At 40.0% G+C, this 23,882-nt stretch carries 23 protein-coding genes and 1 pseudogene; 10 read left to right on the top strand and 14 right to left on the bottom strand.

What is annotated here, in order from left to right; translation table 11 throughout:
* Nucleotides 1-107: 107 nt before the first annotated feature.
* The 4 genes from OC538_RS16535 to OC538_RS16520 form a co-directional block, all read right to left on the bottom strand.
* Nucleotides 108-548, bottom strand: a complete 441-nt coding sequence (locus OC538_RS16535; RefSeq protein ID WP_251696807.1) for an NUDIX domain-containing protein — start codon at nt 546-548, stop codon at nt 108-110.
* Nucleotides 549-751: 203 nt separating this feature from the next.
* Nucleotides 752-1,951, bottom strand: coding sequence for a Bcr/CflA family multidrug efflux MFS transporter (locus tag OC538_RS16530; protein ID WP_262177402.1), 1,200 nt, complete (start codon nt 1,949-1,951; stop codon nt 752-754).
* Nucleotides 1,952-2,143: 192 nt separating this feature from the next.
* Nucleotides 2,144-3,442, bottom strand: coding sequence for an NCS2 family permease (locus OC538_RS16525; RefSeq protein ID WP_251696811.1), 1,299 nt, complete (start codon nt 3,440-3,442; stop codon nt 2,144-2,146).
* Nucleotides 3,443-3,809: 367 nt separating this feature from the next.
* Entirely contained in the window at nt 3,810-4,265 is a 456-nt protein-coding gene (locus OC538_RS16520; RefSeq protein ID WP_251696813.1) for a GNAT family N-acetyltransferase, read from the bottom strand.
* 78 nt (nt 4,266-4,343) lie between these two features.
* Here OC538_RS16520 and OC538_RS16515 point away from each other — a divergent pair, with 78 nt between their 5' ends.
* Nucleotides 4,344-4,529 (top strand): hypothetical protein, encoded by a 186-nt coding sequence (locus tag OC538_RS16515; protein WP_251696815.1) that lies wholly within the window; start codon nt 4,344-4,346, stop codon nt 4,527-4,529.
* 56 nt (nt 4,530-4,585) lie between these two features.
* On the opposite strand, the gene OC538_RS16510 is transcribed toward OC538_RS16515, so the two are convergent.
* The 3 genes from OC538_RS16510 to OC538_RS16500 all read right to left on the bottom strand — a co-directional run bounded on the left by OC538_RS16510 (nt 4,586) and on the right by OC538_RS16500 (nt 6,261).
* Nucleotides 4,586-4,993, bottom strand: coding sequence for a hypothetical protein (locus tag OC538_RS16510; RefSeq protein ID WP_251696817.1), 408 nt, complete (start codon nt 4,991-4,993; stop codon nt 4,586-4,588).
* A 34-nt stretch (nt 4,994-5,027) separates the two neighbouring features.
* On the bottom strand, nt 5,028-5,330 hold the full coding sequence (locus tag OC538_RS16505; RefSeq protein ID WP_251696818.1) for a hypothetical protein: 303 nt from the start codon (nt 5,328-5,330) through the stop codon (nt 5,028-5,030).
* A gap of 70 nt (nt 5,331-5,400) precedes the next feature.
* The gene (locus OC538_RS16500) at nt 5,401-6,261 is read right to left on the bottom strand and encodes a DMT family transporter (RefSeq protein WP_251696820.1); all 861 of its coding nucleotides are present in this window, start codon (nt 6,259-6,261) and stop codon (nt 5,401-5,403) included.
* 235 nt (nt 6,262-6,496) lie between these two features.
* Between OC538_RS16500 and OC538_RS16495 the strand changes: the two genes are divergently transcribed.
* From OC538_RS16495 to OC538_RS16475, 5 genes are all read left to right on the top strand, one after another.
* Entirely contained in the window at nt 6,497-6,832 is a 336-nt protein-coding gene (locus tag OC538_RS16495) for a DMT family transporter (protein WP_251696822.1), read from the top strand.
* Between the two features lie 311 nt (nt 6,833-7,143).
* Entirely contained in the window at nt 7,144-8,121 is a 978-nt protein-coding gene (locus OC538_RS16490) for a tRNA dihydrouridine synthase (RefSeq protein ID WP_251696824.1), read from the top strand.
* A 241-nt stretch (nt 8,122-8,362) separates the two neighbouring features.
* Complete coding sequence (locus OC538_RS16485) at nt 8,363-8,989, top strand: 2OG-Fe(II) oxygenase (protein WP_251696826.1); 627 nt, start codon at nt 8,363-8,365, stop codon at nt 8,987-8,989.
* 203 nt (nt 8,990-9,192) lie between these two features.
* Entirely contained in the window at nt 9,193-10,380 is a 1,188-nt protein-coding gene (locus OC538_RS16480) for an HD-GYP domain-containing protein (protein ID WP_251696828.1), read from the top strand.
* A gap of 125 nt (nt 10,381-10,505) precedes the next feature.
* The gene (locus OC538_RS16475; RefSeq protein ID WP_251696830.1) at nt 10,506-11,672 is read left to right on the top strand and encodes a peptidase; all 1,167 of its coding nucleotides are present in this window, start codon (nt 10,506-10,508) and stop codon (nt 11,670-11,672) included.
* A 64-nt stretch (nt 11,673-11,736) separates the two neighbouring features.
* On the opposite strand, the gene OC538_RS16470 is transcribed toward OC538_RS16475, so the two are convergent.
* Together OC538_RS16470 and sstT are read right to left on the bottom strand one after the other, a co-directional pair.
* Nucleotides 11,737-13,008, bottom strand: a complete 1,272-nt coding sequence (locus OC538_RS16470) for a RidA family protein (protein ID WP_251696832.1) — start codon at nt 13,006-13,008, stop codon at nt 11,737-11,739.
* Nucleotides 13,009-13,377: 369 nt separating this feature from the next.
* Nucleotides 13,378-14,631 carry a serine/threonine transporter SstT gene (gene sstT, locus OC538_RS16465; protein WP_251696834.1) on the bottom strand — a complete coding sequence of 418 codons (1,254 nt, stop codon included), beginning with the start codon at nt 14,629-14,631 and terminating at the stop codon, nt 13,378-13,380.
* A 417-nt stretch (nt 14,632-15,048) separates the two neighbouring features.
* On the opposite strand from sstT, the gene OC538_RS16460 reads away from it, so the two are divergent.
* The gene (locus OC538_RS16460) at nt 15,049-15,384 is read left to right on the top strand and encodes a hypothetical protein (protein WP_251696836.1); all 336 of its coding nucleotides are present in this window, start codon (nt 15,049-15,051) and stop codon (nt 15,382-15,384) included.
* Nucleotides 15,385-15,484: 100 nt separating this feature from the next.
* On the top strand, nt 15,485-15,970 hold the full coding sequence (locus OC538_RS16455) for a hypothetical protein (RefSeq protein ID WP_251696838.1): 486 nt from the start codon (nt 15,485-15,487) through the stop codon (nt 15,968-15,970).
* A gap of 63 nt (nt 15,971-16,033) precedes the next feature.
* Here OC538_RS16455 and OC538_RS16450 read toward each other — a convergent pair whose 3' ends face one another.
* Entirely contained in the window at nt 16,034-17,812 is a 1,779-nt protein-coding gene (locus OC538_RS16450) for a M14 family zinc carboxypeptidase (protein ID WP_251696839.1), read from the bottom strand.
* 275 nt (nt 17,813-18,087) lie between these two features.
* Between OC538_RS16450 and OC538_RS16445 the strand changes: the two genes are divergently transcribed.
* Entirely contained in the window at nt 18,088-18,885 is a 798-nt protein-coding gene (locus tag OC538_RS16445; protein ID WP_262177393.1) for a helix-turn-helix domain-containing protein, read from the top strand.
* A 15-nt stretch (nt 18,886-18,900) separates the two neighbouring features.
* Here OC538_RS16445 and OC538_RS16440 read toward each other — a convergent pair whose 3' ends face one another.
* A complete protein-coding gene (locus OC538_RS16440; protein WP_251696843.1) occupies nt 18,901-19,995 on the bottom strand; it encodes a copper resistance D family protein in 1,095 nt (364 codons plus the stop codon).
* A complete protein-coding gene (locus tag OC538_RS16435; protein ID WP_251696845.1) occupies nt 19,996-20,547 on the bottom strand; it encodes a copper resistance protein CopC in 552 nt (183 codons plus the stop codon).
* An 85-nt stretch (nt 20,548-20,632) separates the two neighbouring features.
* Between OC538_RS16435 and OC538_RS16430 the strand changes: the two are divergent.
* Nucleotides 20,633-20,962, top strand: a pseudogene (locus OC538_RS16430) (cation diffusion facilitator family transporter); the annotation flags it as partial.
* Between the two features lie 124 nt (nt 20,963-21,086).
* Here the strand turns inward: OC538_RS16430 and OC538_RS16425 are convergent.
* Both OC538_RS16425 and OC538_RS16420 read right to left on the bottom strand, forming a co-directional pair.
* Complete coding sequence (locus OC538_RS16425) at nt 21,087-21,413, bottom strand: four-helix bundle copper-binding protein (protein WP_251696847.1); 327 nt, start codon at nt 21,411-21,413, stop codon at nt 21,087-21,089.
* A gap of 216 nt (nt 21,414-21,629) precedes the next feature.
* On the bottom strand, nt 21,630-23,804 hold the full coding sequence (locus OC538_RS16420) for a transglycosylase domain-containing protein (RefSeq protein ID WP_262177844.1): 2,175 nt from the start codon (nt 23,802-23,804) through the stop codon (nt 21,630-21,632).
* Between the last annotated feature and the right edge of the window lie 78 nt (nt 23,805-23,882).

The following is a 23,882-nucleotide window of genomic DNA, read 5'->3' as shown; positions in this document are numbered from 1 at the left end:
AAAGACAAAAAAGATAAAGAGAAGCACAAACCATGGACCCGGTTTGTGCTTCTTCAAAGCTAATTAAAGTCCTGATTGTATAAACACGCCCGATTATTGAATATTGATTAGCGAATAAATGCCGCTTCCCTTTCTGAAAGAGCATCCTCAAGCCATTGGGGGTGCATTGTTAACAAATCTTCTGGTAAATTGTCCTGACTAAAAAATTTAATTTCAAGCGATTCATCTGAATTACATGTAAGTTCCCCGCCTGTAATTTCGGCAAGAAAACAAGTCGTAATAAAATGCACTACCTTGCCATTTGGATAATTGAACACTTGTGAATCTGGATCGGAATAAACACCAATCAGCTTTTTGATACTTATATCTAAATTCGTCTCTTCTTTTACTTCTCTCATAACTGCTTCAGACACTGTTTCACCAATTTCCACATGTCCTGACGGGATTCCCCACAAACCCACATCAGCTCTTTTTTGCAATAAAACTTGGTTCTCTGTGTTCAAAATAATTACAGCAACTCCAGCTTTTAAATCATCAATTTTTTTCAAATCAAAACTCCTTTCTTAAAAAAACGGTCCAATTGCGATGCTGTTCTAAGAATAAAAGCGCAGTTCCTTGCTTCGGAAATGCGCCTGATTAATAGTATTCTTCATTCACAATAAAACTCCTTCTTACTGGCCCCCTGACAGTTTAGCTGCAAATTTAATAAAAGGCATCCGGGAATGCTCTACTTCCAAAATGCCTTTTATTGTTATGTTTCCACGCTCTTTCTCTGTGCAAGTCCGTAATAAGAGAGAAGTGCAATGATAGATGTACCAAAAATGATGACCCCCATAGGGATTGCTGTTTCCTCTCCTGCGATGCCAACGAGCGGTGCAGTGATTGAGCCTAAGATGAATGGCAATAACCCTAGCAACGCGGAAGCACTTCCTGCAATATGGCCTTGCGATTCCATCGCCAATGAAAACGAGGACGTAGCAATGATACCAATCGACGCAACGAAAAAGAAGATGGGCACAACGATTGAGAGAAGCGGGCCGTGTACAAGAACCGCAATTAGTAAAAATGCGCCTGATGTGACGGAAATGAATAATCCTGTCTGTAAAAAACGCTGTTCAGAAACGATGCCCGTTAAGCGCCCGACAACTTGCGAGCCGATGATGAGTCCTATTCCATTCATGCCGAATAACACACTAAATAGTTGCGGCGAAACACCATAAATCGTTTGATACACAAAGGGAGTCCCCGCGACATAAGCGAAGATACCAGCCATAATGAACCCTTGTGCGAGTGCATAGCCCATAAAGCTACGATTTTTCAGTAATGATTGGAAGTTTTTAAATGTCTGGGTGAGATTGCTGGGGACTCGCATATCGTGCGATAATGATTCTTCCATCTTCCAAATCACAACAATGGCCAACAAAAGACCAATAAAACTTAATGTGATAAATATGCCTTTCCAATCCGTAAACGCGAGAATAACTCCTCCTAGAAGAGGTGCGAGAATCGGCGCCAGGTTATTGATCAGCATGAGGAGTGCGAAAAACTTCGTTAATTCCCTTCCACTGTATACGTCCCGGACGACTGCTCTGGAGATGACAATTCCCGCAGATGCCGCAAATCCTTGCAGGAAACGAGCCGCAATGAACAATCCAATATTGGGTGCAAAGGCACAAAGGATGGAGGCGGCCAAATAAACGATCAGTGCAACGACTAACGGTTTCTTTCGTCCATGAACATCACTCATCGGACCTAGCACTAACTGTCCTAATCCAATTCCGACTAACGTCGCTGTCAGACTCACTTGTACCAAGGAAGGAGTTGTGCCAAAAGCAGTAACAATTGTCGGGAATGACGGTAAATACATATCAATAGTTAAAGGACCCATCGCTGCAAGCGCCCCTAAAAGCAGTGCCAGCTTTAAGCGCTTAGCTCCTGTTAATGTTTTCATGATGTTTTCAACCTTTCTAAGCTTAAAGGCGGCAAATTCGTTACCTACCTATGTAAACATAAGTTTCTACTTTATCACCAAAATGTCTAAAACGAAAGAATTAGGCTTCCCATTGAGTTCAGTTGATGAATTGCAAAAAAAAGAGCAACCACCCAGAAAATCGGGAGTTGCTCTTTTCGTTACTTGCAAAGTTTAGTGCGGCAAGAATGCCAATTGATAAAAGAACAGAATCGCGAACACGTACACAAGTGGATGGACAGCACGCCATTTCCCCATTACAACCTTTAAGATTGGATAAGAAATGAAGCCTAATGCAATCCCTGTTGCAATGCTCGAAGTGAGCGGCATGCTTAAGATGATTAAAAATGCTGGGAATGCTTCGTCAATCTCATCCCATTTGATTTTGGCAATAGCCCCCATCATTAAGCTGCCGACAATAATTAATGCTGGTGCTGTAATGGAAGACAAGCCTGAAACCGCACTGACAAGCGGCCCGAAAAATGCTGCAACGATAAATAAAATGGCGACAGTCACCGTAGTTAGCCCAGTTCGTCCACCTGCTGCTACGCCTGCAGATGATTCAATATAAGCACTTGTTGGGGTTGTCCCGAACATCGAGCCAGCAGTGGCGGCAACTGAATCTGCGAGTAGAGCTTGGCGCGCCCTTGGCATTTTATTATCCTTCATTAACCCCGCTTGCTGTGCAACCCCGATCATCGTTCCTGTCGTATCAAAAATCGTCACCATGAGGAACGAAAAGACTACTGGGAAAAGCATATACTGCCATACATCCGTTAAGGCAGTGAACGGATTGGAGACGATGATTCCTTCCGGAAGCGACGGCATTTGAACGAAACCATGGTCAAAGGAAAGATGCCCTGTGAATAAGGCGACAACTGCCGTAATGATCATTCCGAAGAACAATGCTCCATGCACCTTCAACGCCATGAGAATTAGCGTGACAGTAAGACCAAGCAAGGCAAACAGCACTGTTGGTGAATGAAGATCCCCTAGCGCAACGAGATTGGACGGATGCGATACGATCATCCCTGCCTGTCTCATCCCGATAAAGGCGATAAACAAGCCAATCCCCGCCGTAATCCCATTTTTCAAGTTATCAGGAATCGCTTCAATCAATACTTTCCGGAAAGATGTCAAAGACAAAATAACAAAAATGAGGCCCGCAACGAAAACTGCTGCGAAAGCTGTTTCATACGTAATCCCATTTGTTCCGACTACCGAATAGGCGAAATACGCATTCATACCCATCCCCGGTGCAATCGCAATCGGATAATTTGCTGCAAGCGCCATCCATAGGGTTCCGATAACAGTAGCAATGATCGTAGCCGTAAACACCTGATCAAATGGCACGCCCGCGTCTTTCAATATGATCGGATTGACGATTACGATATATACCATCGTAAAAAAGGTTGTGAACCCTGCTAGGACTTCCGTTTTTACAGTTGTATTGTTTTCTTGTAATTTAAACACGAAAAAACTCCTCCAAAGCCGAACGTTTTTTAACACCTTACATATATTATTCGTTTTTAGAGGAGTTTTCAAGTGTTAATTGAAATCTTTTTAAGATTAATGATCACTCAACGGGATTTATGATCACCCAACGGATTTTATGATCACTCAACGGGATTTATGATCACCCAACGGGGTTTATGATCACTCAACGGGATTTATGATCACTTAACGGGATTTATGATCACTTAACGGGATTTATGATCACTTAACGGGATTTATGATCACTCAACGGGGTTTATGATCACTCAACAAGATTTATAATCACTCAACAGGACTTATGATCACTCAACGGGGGTTATGATCACTCAACAGGATTTATGATCACTTAGCGCTTTTTCATCTGCGGAGATATTTCTTTTTTAAACACATAGCTCACTTTGTCATAGTCCATTTTTTCTTCATAAAATCGATGTGCATCCGTTCTTTGTAATCCCGAGGACAAGGCGACACTTTCATACCCATTTTCTTTAGCCCACTCATGTACATATGAAAGCAGTTTTTCACCATATCCATTTGACCGTTTGTTTTTATCAGTAACTAAATCACAAACCCAAACAAAACGCCCATAGTAAAGAGTGATCATTGGTTTAAACCCAGTTGCCGCAACGATTTCTCCCTGATCATATAAGGCAAATAAACGATACATGTCCTTTTCCTTGGCCTCCGCCACCAGTTCAAGATAATCTTTTTCATCTAAATGAGTACGTAGTTGGTTCATTACCGGGAAGGCTTCTAAAATTTCCTTATGAGAGTGAAGTTCTTTAATAGCTAATGTATCCATTGCAATCTCCCTTTTAATTTTTTCACAGTCGTAACAGCCAATGTGTTCATATAATGTAGTAGAGGAGGCTCAAGTGAATTGGATAGATCTATTCTTTTGATAATAGGTTGTATTTTAGCTGGCTTTGCATTATTAAAGGCTCCCTTATCAAGCACCTTTTTAGCAGGTATAGAGCCAATAACTAACATAATAGGTATATTAGCTATATTACTATTCTCCCTGCTCTTACTATACAAAGGGTTAATGTCACTAGTAGGGAAATAGTAAAAAGTCGTTTAGACTCAGACATTATTCTGAGTCTTTTTTTTCTCGCTCTATTACTACTTGAATACCTTTTTCATCAATGCCAGTACGAAAAAATGAATGACTCCACCAAACATACCTACTATGAACGTGAAGATGATTGAATAAAGATTAAATAGAATCACACTACCAAGAAGTCCCGCTAAACCGCCGAAACCTATATACAAAAGTGCCTTTGCCCAATTCGGATACATTTTAGTTCGGGCAGAAAAATCGATGTACAGTGATACAGGAAATGCCCCAAATCCGAAGAACGGCCACGAATATATTCCCACCACCAAGACAGTCGGGCCAAAACCCCAAGAGTCTTGAAATGCAATCATCGAATAAAGTGCCATGAAAACTCCCAAGAGAATGGGAGAAATGAAAATCGTGAAAAAGTAGAGAGAAAAACGATCAAATGTCTCCTTATAGTTTAGCGTCATGTTTGACCGCCTCCCTTTCCTAACCTATGCTTATTTATCCCATCCACATCGCCCAAACAAAAAATGACCATAATGAAATCGGCAGACCTATTAGGAAACAAGCAATCAGGTAAATTGGATTAAGTTTTTTGAAAATCAATAATAGCAGTGGAATCATTACGTACAATCCAATACTAAGAAAAGTGAAGATCGTTATTGCGGTCGTTAATTCAATTGTTGGGTAACGGTCATTCAAATAGTAGGAAAAGTCTTGAGCATAGATACCTAAAACCGTTGCAAGCAGGAGTCCGATAACTATACCGGTAATCAAAAAAGCTTTATGTATACTTACTTTCATATTCTACACATCCTCTCTTATTACTAATAGGGTTATTTCACCCTTCTAATAGGCAATCCTCATATGCAATCTACCTTACCTTAGCCGTCCAATTCACTAGGAAGATGCCAATAAATATACAACCCCCGCCAAATATTACGTTCCACGAAATCACTTCATCCAATAATAGCCAACCCGTAAGAACGCCGAAAAATGGGGCTAAAAACAAAAATGCGCTTGTCTTTCCCGGGTCACCTTTCTGTAAAAGGTAAAACCAAACTGCAAATTGTACAATGGAAGCCATTAATGCCAGCCATACTAAAATGGCAATTGACAAGGGAGTAATTTGAAACGAAGGGTCTTCCAATAGAAAACTGCCAACGAACAGAATCAGCCCACCAAACAACATTTGATAAGCCGTTAATACCCATGTATTAATCTGTGTGCCCCACTTTTTAATTAGTAGAGTGCCGATCGCCCACGAAATGGCTGATAAAAAACCATAGAGTGTTCCAATTCGTAAGTCCACCTGTGCACCAAGCGTAATCAGTACGCCAATAAAACCCAAAATAACACCAAACCATTGTCGCCAACTATACGTCATTTTCATGAAAAGTGTTCCAAATAGTACAACCAATAGTGGATTCGTAAATGTTAATATAGATGATTGCCCCGCTGTTATCGTGCGCAAACTGACAAAGATGCATCCCATGACAGCTGCTGTTTGAAAGAATCCAATCAATGCTATTTTCAACCAAACCGAAACATGCTTCGGAAATGGGATTCGTAAACACTTTACAATAATCGCCATAATGACCCCAGCAATGAGAAAACGTAGCGCAACCAACATGATCGGTGTAGCGTATGCCAATCCAATCTTTCCAATTGTGAAAGCAGACCCCATTAGCGATGTCGTCAATACGACTAGAAATGCAAATAGCCACTTGTTCATAAAGGTAGTCTCCTTCGAAGGTTCTCTTTAATTGAAAGTTTACAAGTTTCATACAAAAAGTATAACACTTAAAAGCGGAAGACAGATGAAGAAATCTGTCATTTATTACTAATCATTTAAGCAAAAGCTTCCGGGGGTCCAAGCATTTGATTAAAAACGTATGGGCGTTACAATGAGGTTACTGTCAATGGTTAGTAGCTACCTCATTCTACATGTTTCAGGAGGAAATTTAACGATGTCCTATCTATATTTAGCACTTTCTATATCTCTGGAGCTTATTGGTACTTCTTTATTAAAAGCCTCAGAGGGGTTTACAAAACTGTTCCCTACCCTAGGAGTCATCATCGCTTTCATAAGCTGCTTTTTCTTTTTATCGTTGTCCCTGAAAACAATTCCTTTAAACACTGCCTATGCTATTTGGTCAGGTATTGGAATTGTTGCGACTGTGATCATTTCAGTTAGCATTTGGAAGGAAAAAATCAATTTGGCAAGCATTGTAGGAATCACCTTCATACTTGTTGGAGTGGTAATTTTGAATTTATTTGGACCGGGGCAAAACGAAGCCAGCTAGCAGTACTAATGGGCCTTTGTAGGAAAGCATGGAGCCTTTGATCGATTAATTGAGCCCTTGTCGAGATAATGGAGCCCTTAATCAATTAATTGAGCCCTTGTCGAAATAATGGAGCCCTTAATCGATTAATTGAGCCCTTGTCGAATTAATGGAGCCCCTAATCGATTAATTGAGCCCTTGTCGAATTAATGGAGCCCTTAATTGATTAATTGAGCCCTAGATCCTTAACAAGAATGTATCAGTGCATTAGACTATAAAAAATGATACTATTTGATGAGCAAAGGACTTTGCATGCAACAGGAGGATACAAGATGAATAACGAGGATAATTTTTGGCTTGAATTGCCGAAGCCGTTTTTTATATTAGCACCAATGGAAGATGTAACAGACGTCGTGTTTCGTCACGTGATCAGTGCAGCGGCACGACCCGACGTATTCTTTACGGAGTTTACGAATACGGAAAGTTATTGCCACCCCGAAGGAAGAGATAGTGTGCGCGGACGGTTAACATTCACAGAAGACGAACAGCCGATTGTCGCTCATATTTGGGGCGATAAACCTGAGTTCTTTTCACAGATGAGTATCGATATGAAAAAACTCGGTTTCCGTGGCATCGATTTGAACATGGGATGCCCAGTGCCGAACGTAGCAGCCAACGGTAAAGGTGCTGGATTGATACAACGGCCGGAAGTTGCAGCAGAACTTATTCAAGCTGCAAAAGCTGGTGGATTGCCAGTCAGTGTTAAAACAAGATTAGGCTACAGTGAAATTGACGAATGGCGCGATTGGTTAGGACATGTACTGAAACAAGACATCGCGAATCTTTCCATCCACCTACGCACAAGAAAAGAAATGAGCAAAGCGGATGCACACTGGGAACTGATCCCGGAAATCAAAAAACTACGGGATGAGATTGCTCCAAATACATTGTTAACAATTAACGGAGATATCCCAGACCGTGCAACAGGGTTGAAATTAGTGGAACAATACGGCGTAGACGGCGTCATGATTGGCCGCGGCGTATTCACGAATCCATTCGCTTTTGAACAGGAACCTACAGAACGCAGCGTGAAGGAGTATCTCAATTTATTACTACTGCACTTGGATCTCCACGATAAATACTCAAACGAGCTCGAACCACGCCCATACAAACCACTTGTCCGCTTCTTCAAGATCTATATTCGAGGATTTAGAGGCGCAGGTGAATTGAGGAACCGATTGATGGATACGAAGTCGACGGATGAGGTGCGTGAGTTATTGAAGGAAGTATTGGAAAAAGAACTGGATTGACACAAATATAATTAACCCTAGTAGAGAGGTTGGAAAATGATATCATTTTCCAGCCTCTCTTTTTCTCCATCATGAACATTCCGATAAGTACCCCTCTTTCAAATACGTGCAAGTTTGCGACATGTGTAAATACGTGATAAAATAAATTGAAATTAATTCCAAAAGAAAGTTGCAGACCGTTAAACCACGCATGCTCATTACCCAAATTAGTTTTATAAATAGTCTAAGAGGTGGTTGGAAGATGATAACGGAAAATAAAGAGCAAACAATATTCGATCACGTTGGAAGTAAAATTATGACAGATAGAGAGATTGACATCGTCACTAGATTAAATGAACCCTTAATAGTCGTTTTAGGGAACGTTCTTAGCGACGAAGAGTGCGATGAACTGATTCAATTGTCTAAGGATAAATTAAACCGTTCAAAAATTGGAACGTCACGCGAAGTAAATGACCAGAGAACGAGTAGCAGTACATTTATTGAAGAAAGTGAAAATGAAATTGTCGTTAGAATTGAAAATAGAGTCTCTTCTATTATGAATATACCTATTGAACACGGTGAAGGTTTGCAAATCCTACGGTATACACCTGGTCAACAGTACAAAGCTCATAATGATTTCTTTAAAACAGCAGACAATAATAGAATCAGTACACTCGTTATGTATTTAAACGATGTTGAAGAAGGTGGAGAAACGTACTTCCCTAAACTGAATTTTTCAGTGTCACCTAAAAAGGGTATGGCCGTTTACTTCGAGTATTTCTATAATGATCAAGCTATGAATGAGTTAACTTTGCATGGTGGCGCGCCCGTTATAACCGGTGAAAAATGGGTCGCAACACAATGGATGAGAAAACAGAAAGTTAGGTAAGAAAGGAGGACCTCCCTATATTTTAGGGATGGTCCTCTCTTAGTTACGGTAGTACTATCCTGAAGATGGACAAAACACTTCAGATTTACTAATAATTGCCGATAACAGTAATGTATAATATAAAGTCTATATCGAAGGCAGCTAGTCATTATGAGATAGTCATTACTACATCACCCTATAGCTGTACTTACAGGGGGAGAAAAATGAATAAAACATCTATATTACAAGAAGAAAAAAGAGCTACTATCTTATTTATGTGGTTATTTTATATTGTGTTTTTTTTATATGAAATTATTTATTATAAAGTGTTTCCATTATTTCCATGGACAGCGACTGTAATACCAGATACAGTTTGGTATTCTTTAAATTTCATTAAACACCTAATCATTATCTGTCTTATCCCTGTTACCATTTATCTCTTTAAAAAGGGAATGCCTGAGAAGGTAAAATACATTGTTGTCATTGCTTATTTAGTTACTAACATAGTAACGGATATTTATTACTACTTTGGCAAAGCAGAATTTTATTCTAGTGGTAACCTTGTAGAATTAGTTATTATATTATTTTCGCCAATTTTTATTAATAAGCGATTTTTCTATTTAGTTACGTTTGGTGTAATTCTAAAATATATATTGGTAGGAGTATTCATACAAGATCCTGTCATATTATTCCCTGTTATTATAAACATCATATTGGCTATTATTGCTTACATCCTTCTTCATCGATTTTTAAGTTACGTGAAGGTATTGACAACTTCCTATGACGAGCAATTAGCTGGAATGGTAAAAGGAGTTATTGCCACATTAGAGCTCAAGGATCCTTATACGCGTGGACATAGTGAGCGTGTGGCGGAATATGCGATGAGTCTTGCAAAAGCAACAGGAAAGGTAAATGAATCCGAATTAAGTTATTTTTATTATGCATGTTTGTTGCACGATATAGGAAAAGTAAATATTCCCGACACCATTTTGGCTAAACATGGTAAACTAACAGAGGAAGAGTATGAAGTTATTAAAACCCACCCTGTTGTAGGAGCTAAAGCAATTGAAGATGTAGAGGGAATCGGTGCTAATCTTGCTGTCGTTTATCATCATCATGAAAGATGGGATGGCAAGGGTTATCCAGATGGGCTAGCAGGACAAGAAATACCCCTTGTTGCCAGAATTACAGCTGTTGCAGATGCTTTCGATGCGATGACTTCCACAAGGTCTTATCGACCAGCACTTCCTTTTGAAGAAGCATATAAACGAATAATAGAGGGAAAAGGCGCTCAGTTCGATCCTGAATTAGTGGAGGTTTTTAAACAAGTGTATCCAGATTGGATAACAATCTCTATACAATATAATAAAATTCATACACCAAAGGAGGCGCTCAAACATGAAAATCCGTAAACTTAAGCAAGTTAAAGTAACATGCTGGTGGTGTTTCTTTATTCCAAAGGTTTAAAGAATCTTACAAATGGGATGCTATCACGATAGCATCCTATTTTCATTTTTAAAGAACGGTGGGACTTAGTTTGAAATTATCGTCAGAATCACAATTCACTCTTTATCCTCTATCCATTCAGAAAGATAAAAAGAATTATATCGTAGAAGAACCTGTCTCTGGTGATTTTTTCGAGATGCCAACGATTTGCATAGATGCGATTGAAAGGATAAATGAAGGCCAAACATTAGGCGAAATTGAAGATGAGCTGCGGGAAAAATATCCGAATGAAACTGTCGATATGATTGAATTTGGCGGACAGCTCATTGAATTAGGTCTAGTCCAAGAGGTAGATGGGGAAAAAACGCCTCGAAAAAAGGAAAGCAAAGTTTCAAGTGGATTTACATGGATCCCCTCTTCAGTTGGGCGTTTCTTTTTCAATGGGATAACAAATAAGATTTATGTTATTTTATTACTGATCAACATTTCACTTATCGTCTGGAACCCTGGATTATTCCCTCATTATAAAGATATATTTATATTTGATTCGATGATGTTCAATATCATTACCTACATGTTGATTTCTCTCCTTTTAATCATCTTTCATGAGTTCGGGCATGTTTTAGCGATCCGCTCCTATGATTTACCGGCTACATTAGGTATTGGGAACCGGCTTATCTTTGTCGTGTTTGAAACGGATTTAACTGCAGCATGGAAACTCGCGCCGAGGCAAAGAAATGTCCTCTATTTTGCCGGGATGTCTTTTGAGCAAGTAGTTGTATTAATCGCGTTAACGTTACAACTTCTTATGCCGGAAGCCAACAGCATTATACTAGGTTTTTTAGGAATAGTCGTATTGGATATTTTCATAAAAACCTTGTATCAATGCTGTTTTTACATGAAAACAGATGTCTATTATTTCGTTGAAAACAGTACCGGATGCTACAACTTGATGGAAAGCGGAAAGCAATATTTAAGTAGGTGGCTGCCATTTTTAAGAAGTGATTCTGATGCAGAAACGTTCGATGGAGAGCAAAGAATTGTTCGTCTGTACAGCTTGTTTTATATCGCCGGGATTTTGTTGACGCTTAGTCTACTTGTTTTTTACTTTCTGCCGCAGGCTTATTTTGCTTATTCACATGTTTTTTCTAATTTACTCTCGTCTAAGACGCCTTCCGCATTTTGGGACGCCATCGCTTTTCTTGGACAAACCGCACTTCTATTAGGTTTGTTCGTGTACTCGAAGAGAAAGGCGTGAGACAAAAGAACGTAAAAAGGAGCTTCTTCAATTTTCATTGAAGATAGCTCCTTTTTATAATTAGTTACGCTTGTGGAGGTGTTCCTTCAGCGTTTGATACGACTACATCGATTTGGATTGAAGCACCTTCAGGTAGAGCTGATACACCAACTGTTCTACGTGCAGGAACTCCGCCCGGGAAGAATGTTTTGTAAACTTCATCTACTGCATCGATATCCTCGATGTTTGTAAGGAAGAGATTTACTTTAACGATATCTTCCATAGCGTGGTCGATGCTTTCAACAATTGCTTTAACATTTTTCAAACATTGTTCAGCTTGCTCTTTTACGCCACCAGCTACCAATTGGCCTGTTTTAGCATCCAAAGGCAATTGACCTGAAAGGTGATTGTAATGAGAGAACGCTACAGTTTGTGTAGACAGAGAGCTCTTTGGTGCATTGTCCGTGTTGTTAGCCCAAATAACGATGCCATGTCTGTCTTCAATTTCTTGTGGAGGCGTACCATCACCGTGTGACACAACTGCTTCCATTTGTACCAAAGCACCCATAGGTAGAGCTGATGCTTCAACTACTGTACGTGCAGGGACATAGGCAACAGTTCTAGCGATAGCGGAGTCTGGGAAGAATGTTGAATACACTTCGTTTACCGCTTCCATATCTGCAAGATCTTTAACGAAGATCGTCATTTTAACGATATCGTCAAAAGGAACGTCAATGCTTTCTAGAATTGCTTTAATGTTTTTCAAGGACTGTACAGCTTGCTCTTTTACGCCACCAATAACCAATCTGCCTGTTTTCGGATCGATCGGCAATTGAGCTGAGAGGTAATTGTAGTGAGAGAATGCGACAGTTTGAGTAGATAATGCACATGTAGGCGCATTCGCAGTGTTATTCGTTAGCTTGATAAGGTCGCCTGCTTGTGGAGCATTTGGAATTGAACCTTCTCCGTGTGAAAGAAGTGCTTCAACTTGTACCATAGCATCCATTGGCAAAGCTGCAACTGCAACGTTTGTGCGTGCAGGAACATAAGTTGGGAAGAATGTTTTATAAACTTCGTTAACTGCATCAACGTCTTTAATATCTTTCACGAATACTGTGATTCGAACGATATCGCTCATAACATGACCGATGCTGTCTACAATTGACTTAATGTTCGTAAAGCACTGCTCCGCTTGCTCAGTTATGCCACCAGCAACCAATTTACCTGTTGATGGATCTACAGGCAATTGAGCTGAAAGGTTATTGTAGTGAGAGAAAGCTACTGAATGTGAAAACAGACCGTTACCGCTTGGTGCATTTTCCGTGTTTTTTGCTGATACTGCGTTATATCCGCTCATAATATTAGTCCCCTTTAATAAGTATTTAGTAACTCAAGTATGCGCTGAAAAACCCGGTCTAAACCTTAGTTCTTTTCTGCGTTGCAGAGAAGCATTACTAGTAGACCCTTACCATTCTTCAATAGCGACTACTGAATTACACTCCAAGAGTAATGAACCCCTTAGAGTAAAGTTGAAACATATGCCGGCCAAAAGGATTTCTCCTTTTCGCTATGTAGTGTTATCATATCCGAGCTCTGGAATACCACATAGAACTACCTAGTATAAACATAAGGGTGTCTGCATTGTCAAACACGACACATTAAAAAACCACAATCACTGAATTATCTTCAGTAATCGTGGCTTTTTAGCTGTTTTTTAATGAATATCTTAAACTTTCCGGAACTTCCAAGAAGATTGCATAGAAACCTCTTTACCTTCTTTACGTTCATTCGCATACTCAGCTGTAGCTGTAAACAGTACGTCCGAAGATGAATTCAATGCAGTTTCACAAGAATCCTGAATAACTCCGATGATAAAACCAACGCCAACAACTTGCATTGCGATATCATTTGGAACTCCAAACAAACTACATGCTAGCGGAATCAACAAAAGTGATCCGCCTGCAACACCGGATGCACCGGCTGCAGAGATAGCCGCAACAACTGAAAGCATAAGCGAAGTCAGAATATCGACTTCAATCCCAAGCGTATGAACTGTTGCAAGTGTTAGTACAGCAATTGTAACGGCTGCACCAGCCATATTGATTGTTGCACCTAGAGGAATTGAGACTGCATACGTATCCTCATCCAAACCAAGTTTTTCAGCTAACTTCATATTTACTGGAATATTAGCAGCAGAACTACGTGTAAAGAATGCGGTAATTCCACTTTCTCTTAACACCATGAATACTAGTGGATATGGATTTTTGCGCGTATAGACATATACAATTAACGGGTTCACAACAAGTGCGATAAACAACATACATCCCACTAAAATTAAGATTAAGCGTCCATAAACAAGCAAAGCGGAAAGCCCCGTCGATACAATTGCATCGAATACAAGACCCATAATACCGAGCGGCGCCAAATTGATCACCCATTGCACGACTTTCGTGACCGCATCCGAAAAACTTCCTAACATATCTTTTGTATGTTGATTTGCCTTTTTTAATGCAATCCCTAATACGACTGCCCACATTAAAATACCTAGATAGTTCGCATTGACTAATGCATCAATCGGATTAGAAACCAGGTTGAATAATAATGTTTCCAATACTTCCATTATGCCTTCAGGAGGTGAAAGATCCTCAGCCCCTGTTGTCAATGTCAGTTTCACTGGGAATAAAAAGCTCGCTACTACAGCGACAGCACCAGCCAGCAATGTACCAATAGCGTACAAACCAAGAATCGATTTCATATTCGTTTTCGTGCCGCTCTTATGCACTGCAATTGCATGCATCACCAAGAATAAGACTAATACAGGTGCAACCGCTTTCAATGCCCCGACAAATAATGCACCAAAAATGGTGACCCAACTAGCGGCTTTGGGAACTGTTAAAGCTAAGACAAGACCGACAAGAATACCGACAATGATTCTTTTTACTAGGCTTATTTGATTCCATTTACCAACTACATTTCTCATTCGTCTACCCCCAATATCTCTCGTTGTATAAAATCTTCAATCATCTCTCCCCGTTAGAGTAGACTGAGGCTTTATTTTATCACAATCTTTTTAGAATTGTGAAGCACATTTTTATAATTAACGGATTTTGGAATTTGGGGAAGTGCAGAACCTTAGTCCTGTATACCAAAAGAAGTGTGAATACCTGATAGGAATTTTCCCAATATCAGTCAAGAGATAACTGGAGGCCTTCCATTACAACAGACTATACTTCTTGCGAAAACCACTAAAAATATAAGGATAATCACCTATAATTTCTTCAATTAATTACCCATGAGCCCATATGATTTTCCCAATTTCACAAATGAGCATAGTTTGCTACAGTTAGGTTGTAAGGCAAGTAATTATCGTTAAATTGTAAACGGATGGAGAGAAATTATGAAGAATAAAATCAGCATAGTGATTATATCCACAATATTAATTGGTGGTATTCTCTTTTTCGCCACTTATCTTGCATATGAGGAAAACAATAAATTCTTTTACTTTCCGATACCCAAAAACGCGGAATTACTCCATACTAAAGCTGACGTTGCTGTTTATAACTGGTCAAAAGCCTCTGAAGAAGACGGAATTCCTTTTATGTATGAGATAATAATCAAATCAAAAGGATGGAGCAAAGCAGGCAGAGAAGGTGCTTCAACTTTTTATGAAAAAGAAGGACATAGAATTGATTTGATCTCTCAAACGGACCAATTAACTCTGATAGCGAAATAAGGAAATTTAATGCGAATTTTTCACAACGTAAGAAGTGTTCAGAAGTCATATCGGAGAAGGTATCGTCTATTAAGTGGCGGTGCTTTTAGGAGGGATTCGTATGAAAAGATATATTCCGATTGCGTTAGTATGCCTAACTTTCCTAGTAGCAGCCTGCAGCCAAAACGATGAAGCAGACACTGAAGAATATTACGGATTGATCGGCAGTGGTAATGCGATGGGATACGGTTTCACGATTACTATAGAGGAGAGCGGGACGATTCTTTGGGAGCTTGATAATAAAGGCGATCTTATTGTAATCGAAAAGAACGAGGACAATATAGATGAATTAGTGAATTATGCGACTGCTATTCATGATATCGAATCATCGCTCTCTACGGTCTTTTATTCATTAATCTACCTTTTGCTCGTTGTAGCAATTGCATTGTTCCTTTATGCAAGAAATAGAAAAGCACTTAAATACGGTGGTGCAATAGCTGTTGTAATAGCAAGCGGTATTGCATTGTATTTTGCAGCCGATGCGTCTATTGAATTAAACAATGCGTTGCAAGAAGCAAAACTATATTACTTGAGGCTTGTGGGTTGAATGAGCTCAAAGCATTTGAAAAACCACTTTGCTATACGCGCAAAGTGGTTTTTCCTTACCGTGTTATTTTTCACTTGAGTCTTCCATAGTATCAATAGATATATCATTTAGACCTTCATTTACTATATAATCCTCATACTTCATGAAAAATGTTGAAATATGACCACGCTTCAAGACTTCATTCACACCAAAGTTTTCGAATGTCATATTGGAAGCATCATATCCATTGGAAATATTTGCATCATACATGAATTGTACAGATTCCTCTATGCTGATATCCGGATTGTTAAAATGGAAAGAAGCTAATAAATGCGCCATTTTGCCCCTGGAAATAGGTTGATTCGCCTTTGCCAAATTTTCAAGACTCCCTTCTACAGGAAGTTTATAGTTAGTCGCTAATTGATAAGGAACAGAAGCCCAATGATTTGATTGCGGCGCAGTAGTAGCTAGTTCATCTGGTTTTGCGAAGCGGAATAACATCGCCAAGAATTGCGCTTCCGTTAAATTGTCCATAGGCTTCAAATATCTTCGGTTATTGACAACGCTGCCAAACATCAACCCTCTATTAACGGACCATAAAATAGGCTCTGACCAGTATTCCCCCTCTTTATAATCTACAAAGCCTTGGACAGTATATTCCTTCGTATTGGCTTTCTTAATCCACATATTGCCCTTATCCGTCCTAATAAGGTACCAGTCAGCTTTTTCTCCAACGACGGAAACTCTTTGTGGATTCAAAGAGTGATTAGCTGATTTGAGAGGTTTGGAATATAACGTTGTTTCATTCAATAAATCAACCCGTACATCATTCAAATAAACAAGCTTTTGTTTATCTAACCAAAGTTGATAACTTTCAGTTGCGGCATACATTGGTACGGCCTGATTTTGCTTCCAAATCCGATCAAAGGCACTTAACGGAAGATTTGTCTCTCCTGCAAACTTGCCAAGCTCCGGTGTCAATGCAGGCTTCCCGAACTTAGCTATAAACCAATCTGTTGATGCGCCAGTAGCTTTATTTTGTGCAAACATTAGTTTATATCCTGTCATGCCTGCTATTTTATTGGCTATAATTCGATCACGCTGCTTCGTTTTGTACTCAATCTTATAATCCCAATACAGAATTTCACCTGAAGAATGGTAGTCCAAGAGCATCTCTGGATATACCTCACTAACCAATTTCATAACAGCTTTCACTTCTGCGATTTGGCCAGGTTTTGAGCCTTTGTGATTTCTCCAAGATGGAGTTGCGGAATTGTTTTGTATCCTACTCCAATCCACATCATAATTCCTGTTGGGATCAACCCCTTGGGCATTTGCCTTCCAACGCTTGAAATCTCTGCTGCCGTTATTCATTTTAATTAATTGATTATGGATTTCTTTCGGAAAAGCGCTCAATCCTTTTTGCTGCAATGTAACACCGTCTGGATTTACCATGGGAATAAACCAAATCGTCGTATGATCAAGAACTTCCTTCACATTGTACCCTTGTATGGATTGATTGCTTTCATAGGAAGCAGCATATTTGTAAGCCAGATGCATTGTTAGTATGGTAGACATCCATTCTCTAGCATGGTGTGAGCCCGTAACTAAAAGAGTGGAATCTCCTTTCCCAACTTTCATCGCCCAAATATCCCTGCCATACGCAGTCTTGCCAAGTGACTTATATTCCACCAACTCCGGGTAATCCTTTGCTAACTGCTGGATATCCTTGGTCATTTTCTCATATGTATATTCTTGTTTCGGTGTACTGATATAATACCTTGATTGTGCGAATGTGATACTACTGAAAGTCACTAGAAATAGAGAAATAACAGTAATGCATGCAATGATCTTTTTCAACATAATGGATCTCCCCCTGCCGCCAGTTTCTTCTTTAATATGTTTAATCTCAGTGTGTCTATTATACCATGACAATTGGATTATTCGCAGGGAGGTGGATGTTAAATTAAATATAAGTACCAAATAAAAAGGTAGGCATCCGTTTCTTAGATGCCTGTCCCTTAGTCTATAATCGGAGTAGCTGTCATAGTCATTTAGAATCATTTCAAACTTTTCTCTACACATAGTATCCTTTTTGATCCCTCCCATCTATATAGAGGGCAAAGGGGGAATTGTAAATGACACACTACTTGAAAGAATACTCACGTTTCAACACGATTAAAGAAATGGACGCTGCAGCTGAACAGCATGTGAATACACACTGGGATGAATTGACGAAATCAGACCGCCAAGTGCTCGACATCATCCGTCGATACTCTGTCAAATACGGAGCGGCACATCTGAAACACGGAACGATCGAAGATGCAACAGGGAAATCAAATGTGACGGTAAGACGCGCAATCCGCAAACTCGTCAACTTAGGCATTATCGAGAAAGTCCATTACATACGCCCGGTCATGAGCGGACTCGGCGCTAACATTTATATCATTTTACCCTTCGATGACCAAGGGAAAATGAACGACCGAGACAACGTTGATAAACCGCATGAGGACGAGGAAAACGAGCAACTTCCAGCAGGTGAAGCTCTTCTTTCTAAATCTCTATTAAAATCTAAAGATCTTAACTACACGTCTCCTACGGAATCACCGAAGTTATCCACAAGTCTTTTCAGTCGGATGCAAGAACTGCTTGCCTCAACAATCGGTGACACAAAAATCGCCCGTGAATTTTACGGAATTCACAGGGCCATTTCCGGAAGGATGCTAAAATATGATATATATAAAGACGACAAGTCTGTCTTCGAAGACCTTGCGTATCGTGCTTTGATGATCACTGTAATGGCAACAAAGAAGAAGGCTATCCGTAATTTGCCGGGGTATTACAAGGGAGTGTTGGACAAGTTGGTTGATGAGACGTATTTCAAGGACATTTTTATGCTGTTTGATAAGCCAGTGGAAGGGTTTTATTGTCCGTGAGTTATTGACCTTTGTTTATTGAATGCTAGCCATTAACCCGAAATATAGAGAAAGGACACAGAACATTCCCATGAAAAAAGGAACTACTGCAGGCGTCTTTTTTCTAAAGCTGTACATGATCAGCCACATAAAAATAATAGCTACGATGAAAAACAGTATATTTAACGTGTTTAACCCGAATTCCAAACGCATTGAAGGTTCAATGACTCCTGAATAAAAATAATCGAAAATAGCCGAAGGGCCACTACCCGCGAGTGTGATCTCAATACTATGCGGAGGCTCCTGTTGTCCAAGCATGCCGGTCGACACAAACGTAAAGAACAGGAGAATGCTTTCGAACTTTAACCAAGGTATTGGGTTGATTTGTTCTTGCCGTTTCAGTTTTCGCCTGATCCAAAATCCATTTATAAAAGCAAAAAACAAAACCGGAATAATCGTCAGGTGCTTCATCAATAAGGCTTGTCCATATGGTACTGTCCAGGCATCCGGGTATTCGTTCACATTTATGACCAATGTCATAAGGAATAAACCGGTTCCTGCTATTGTAAGAAAACATACGATCGCCAAAGGGGTAAACCACTTTAAATAAGAAACCCAATTCTCTAGGTCCTTTGAACACCAACCGACGATCAGGAGGATTCCGATCCAAACCGTGACGGCTAAAAAGTGCAATGAATGGAAAACGAATCCACTCCATTCCGTTAGCGAAGCAGCGTGGCTTGCCCATCCCAATGCAAAAAGCAGGACTAGAGTGAAAGCGAGAGCAATACCAGACAGCGCTTTACTCTTCAAAACCGGGAACAGTGACACAAAAAGGTAAAAGAAGATTGCAAGTATGACTGTAAGATTCCATGCCTTTCCTACTTCAAAACCACTCAGGACGCTTTCCAACGTAGTGAACAGGCCGATATCCTCATATAGAAACAGAATGACCCTTAGCACTGGAGCAGCCGAAAAGAACACAACTCCCAATACTGCCAATTGGATTATCCGCTTCGGGATATGAATAGTAGGCTTCAATTTTTCCGGGATGAATTGAATGATAAAAGCGCCCATCAATAGCGAGAAGCAGAGATACAGTAAACTTTCCGTTAAATAAATCCAAATCATTTATTTTTGCCTTCTTCCTATGATCCAGCCAAAAAATCCACCGGCTATTGTAAATAAGACGACAAGTATTATCACTAGAAGATCATTCGAAGCAATTTTTGAAGGGACTTCAACCATTTGCTCTTCCGACTTCTCTACTGACACTTCCCTGGGTGCATTAGTTGTTTCTCCAGATTCTCCAGAATCAGCGGGATCATTTAATTCTTCTTGATTTACCTCGAATGAATAGGTTCCCTGAATCGGATGACCATCTGCACCAATAATTTTCCATTCGACTGTATATATACCATCATCTAAAGGTTCGTTAAATCCGCTTATCATCACATTGTCATTCACTATCGTATTTCCCGTTATTTCCTCGTTGTTCTCACTAAAGATTTTCACAGTACTTGTCGATTCGATATTTGTATTAAACTCCAAAGTAATTTCATAAATATCGTCAGCTATAATGTCACCATCGGAAGGTGTCGAACTTGTTAAACCTGTATGTGCAGAGGCACTCGCTGAAAATGCGAACATTAATATCAGTGCCGCAATTATAATCCTCTTCATGTCTTCCCTTCCTCCTAATAGCGGAAATACCGCCTTGAATTCAAAGTAATTGTAACAGAAAAGCACTCTTAAAAGTAATCGCCCTCCCTGGCTCGATACACTAACTGCTCTTATCGTCGGATTATTAATTTGTAAAACTGCTTGGGATATCTTTAAGCAAGCCTACCAAGAACTGTTAGATGGATTGATGTTGATTTAAATTTATCAAGAAGTCATCGCAGAAGTGGATGGGGTTAGAGGGATTAAAGAAATAAAAGGTAGATACTACGGAAATAACGAGGTTATCGATATTGTGATACTTGTAAATCCGACGCTGAATATTACAGATGCCCATAATATCGCTACACAATTGGAAAAGATCATGATCAATGATTATGGAGTATATGATGTACACGTTCATGTTGAGCCTAATTAATACCTAAATCCCCCGCTCGTTTTCACGACGGGGGATATATAGCTTCCGATATAAGTCTATATTTGGCCGACAACTCACTATCCGTTGCCCAGCAGCTTCTCGGGATAGCTCCTTCAATGAACGTTTACGCCACTGCTTGACGGCATGCTTCCGCGCATTTTCTGCAAGATTCGGCACAGCGTTTGCAGTGGTCTGCCTCATGTTTAGCACACTCTTCCGCGCAACGGTCGCAGACCTCTGCACAAAGCTCCAAAATCTTATTTGTGAACGGGCTATTACGCATTATCGCCTGCGCAGCGAATGCACAAACATCGGCACATTCTCGGTCCAACCGAATGCATTCAGCCATCATCTTAACATCTTCTTCTTTCAAACATGCATCGAAACAAGTATTGCATTCCTCCACACATTCTAGAATCACTTTTAGGGTTTCTGCATATTTCGTATTCATGGATTCACCTCCTGAGTTTTTCATTCGGTGTATTTTTTCCCTTGAGGAATTATTTTAAACGGGAAATGGTTTTGTGAGTATTCTACCCCATTATCGATACATGCACTTCTACCCTGAGTTCAAGCAAAAAACCGGTTCCAATCATCTTACTATAATGATTTGAACCGGCTTGTAGTATTCAATTAATGAGAATCGTGCACGACCAACCTGCACCGTTCAATCATCATCATCATCATCTTCTTCTTCCGACTTATGACTTCTCTTTTTTTCTTTATCTTTCTCTTTTTCCCGTTTCTTCTGTTCCTTTTCTTCTCTCTTCTCTCTCTTTTCCCTTTCTTTCTCTCTTTCCTTTTTATCTTTCTTCTCTCTTTTCTTCCGGTCTTTCTCTTTTTCCTTCTCCTTTTTCCTCTTCTCTTTTTCTCGTTTCTGTTCTTTCTCCCTCAACTTTTCCTTCTGTTCCTTTAGCTCTTTTTGCTTTTTCGCGATTAATGGTAAATCAAATTTCTTCGTAGGCAATTCACTGATCGATCTGGATAGGACTTCCCCGAAAATTGGCGGCACTGTAAAACTACTAGTCGATGTTAAGTAATGTTCGGAATCCGTTTTATCATAGCCTAACCAAACTGCACCTACGATGTCCGGTGTATACCCGACGAACCAATGATCCTTTGATCCATCCACACCCGTGAATGGCAGCTGAGTAGTACCTGTTTTACCGGCTACATCCATCCCTGAAAGGTGAGCTTTCTGGGCTGTACCTTCTTCGACAGCACCTTTCAGCATATAGGTCATTTGCTGGGCAACTTCCGCTTCTGTTACTTCTACAGACTGTTCACGCCATTTGCCAATGACTTCGCCTTCTGAATCTTTTATTTCTACAATCGCATGAGCTTCCATCATGACCCCATTATTCGGAAATGCAGAAAAAGCTTGAGCCATTCGCAAGGGTGATGTACCTTTGTGCAAGCCCCCTAATGCCAGGCCAAGATTATGATCATTTTCATCCAACGGAATTCCGAACCGCTCTACGGCGCGCACTCCTTTTTCAATTCCAATCTGATGCAAGAGCCAGACGGGAGGGATATTATACGATTGAGCGACCGCATCGTACATTGTCACTTGTCCTCTGAATCTATGATCGAAATTCTTGGGAGAATAGCCATTAATGTTGATTGGCTCGTCAACGAGCATATCCGAAATTTGATAGCCTTGCTCGAGCGCAGCAGTGTACACTAGTGGTTTCAAGGTCGATCCCGGCTGTCTAACGAGCTGGGTCGCATTATTGAAGCGTCCATACGTATATTCTCCTCTGCCCCCTACCAAGGCGGTAATGCCGCCCGTTTTAGGATCCAAGAAGACCGCAGCGCTTTGAATGAGTTGATCGGGCTTACTCTCTGGAAAGTAACTTTCATCCTCATAGACTTCTTCAAGGGCATCTTGGATGACAGGATTTAACGCTGTCTTTATATGTAATCCTCCAGATAGCACTTCATTTTTCGTTAGTCCGAACTTGTTAACAGCCTCGTCAATAATATGGTCAATATAATATGGGTACTTCCCTTTATAATTAGGCATTGTTGAATCAGCTAACACAATTTCTTGGCCGATCGCTTCGTCGAACTCTGCTTGACTAATATACTTTTCACTTTTCATTAACGATAAAACAATGTTACGTCGTTCCATCGACTTCTCCATGTCCTTATAAGGAGATAGATGAGTAGGTGCTTTAATCAATCCCGCTAATGTAGCAGATTCGCTCAACGTCAATTCGCTTACATCTTTCCCGAAATAGACTTCCGCAGCTCGTTGAACACCCCATGCCCCTTCGCCAAAATAGATTTGATTCAGGTAGCGTTCCAGAATGTCATCTTTCGAATACGCTCTCTCAATTTTCATCGCGATAAACAATTCTTTGAATTTACGAGAATATGTACGTTCCTGCGTCAAAAACGCATTTTTCGAAAGCTGTTGAGTGATTGTACTCCCACCAGCAACAACTTCTCCTTTTAATGTATTTTGAGTAAATGCCCGGGCAATCCCAAAATAATTAACCCCAGTATGTTTATAAAACTGCTGATCCTCCACGGAGATGACTGCTTCAATCAACTCTTTTGGTATTTGGTCCAGACGAACTCCTTCAATGTTAGAATTTGAAATTTTACTTACGATCTCTCCGTTTTGATCATAAATAAACGTCGGTCTCGGTTCAGGTACTTCTAGTTTACTCACATCACTTGATGCTATTAATTGATTCACCTTGACCAATCCACCGAGGACTACAAGTAGCATTACAAGTAATAGTATCCGGATAGGTTTTTGTATGGTAGACCATTTCTTCTTTCTATTCAATTGTTTCTGTTGTTGCTTGTGTTCCGTTCTTTTCATTTGAATTCCACCTTCTTGATTGCCTTTCGAACGTTTTAGTTTAGCATATTGGGAAGACAAAACCTACCAAACTACAACCAAGTT

The organism is Saccharococcus sp. Marseille-Q5394, assembly GCF_946901335.1.
GTDB lineage: Bacteria > Bacillota > Bacilli > Bacillales_A > Planococcaceae > Sporosarcina > Sporosarcina luteola_C.
The sequence above is the reverse complement of the archived record's forward strand: the minus strand, read 5'-3'. Positions and strand labels throughout refer to the sequence as shown.

Coding starts and splice junctions, on each gene's coding strand:
- OC538_RS16460 (WP_251696836.1), top strand. CDS start 15,049: ATGAAGAATAAAATCAGCATAGTGATTATATCCACAATATTAATTGGT.
- OC538_RS16500 (WP_251696820.1), bottom strand. CDS start 6,261: ATGAACAAGTGGCTATTTGCATTTCTAGTCGTATTGACGACATCGCTA.
- OC538_RS16505 (WP_251696818.1), bottom strand. CDS start 5,330: ATGAAAGTAAGTATACATAAAGCTTTTTTGATTACCGGTATAGTTATC.
- OC538_RS16470 (WP_251696832.1), bottom strand. CDS start 13,008: ATGAGCGGATATAACGCAGTATCAGCAAAAAACACGGAAAATGCACCA.
- OC538_RS16435 (WP_251696845.1), bottom strand. CDS start 20,547: ATGAAGAGGATTATAATTGCGGCACTGATATTAATGTTCGCATTTTCA.
- OC538_RS16445 (WP_262177393.1), top strand. CDS start 18,088: ATGACACACTACTTGAAAGAATACTCACGTTTCAACACGATTAAAGAA.
- OC538_RS16530 (WP_262177402.1), bottom strand. CDS start 1,951: ATGAAAACATTAACAGGAGCTAAGCGCTTAAAGCTGGCACTGCTTTTA.
- OC538_RS16450 (WP_251696839.1), bottom strand. CDS start 17,812: ATGTTGAAAAAGATCATTGCATGCATTACTGTTATTTCTCTATTTCTA.
- OC538_RS16495 (WP_251696822.1), top strand. CDS start 6,497: ATGTCCTATCTATATTTAGCACTTTCTATATCTCTGGAGCTTATTGGT.
- OC538_RS16480 (WP_251696828.1), top strand. CDS start 9,193: ATGAATAAAACATCTATATTACAAGAAGAAAAAAGAGCTACTATCTTA.
- OC538_RS16455 (WP_251696838.1), top strand. CDS start 15,485: ATGAAAAGATATATTCCGATTGCGTTAGTATGCCTAACTTTCCTAGTA.
- OC538_RS16485 (WP_251696826.1), top strand. CDS start 8,363: ATGATAACGGAAAATAAAGAGCAAACAATATTCGATCACGTTGGAAGT.
- OC538_RS16510 (WP_251696817.1), bottom strand. CDS start 4,993: ATGACGCTAAACTATAAGGAGACATTTGATCGTTTTTCTCTCTACTTT.
- OC538_RS16425 (WP_251696847.1), bottom strand. CDS start 21,413: ATGAATACGAAATATGCAGAAACCCTAAAAGTGATTCTAGAATGTGTG.
- sstT (WP_251696834.1), bottom strand. CDS start 14,631: ATGAGAAATGTAGTTGGTAAATGGAATCAAATAAGCCTAGTAAAAAGA.
- OC538_RS16520 (WP_251696813.1), bottom strand. CDS start 4,265: ATGGATACATTAGCTATTAAAGAACTTCACTCTCATAAGGAAATTTTA.
- OC538_RS16490 (WP_251696824.1), top strand. CDS start 7,144: ATGAATAACGAGGATAATTTTTGGCTTGAATTGCCGAAGCCGTTTTTT.
- OC538_RS16440 (WP_251696843.1), bottom strand. CDS start 19,995: ATGATTTGGATTTATTTAACGGAAAGTTTACTGTATCTCTGCTTCTCG.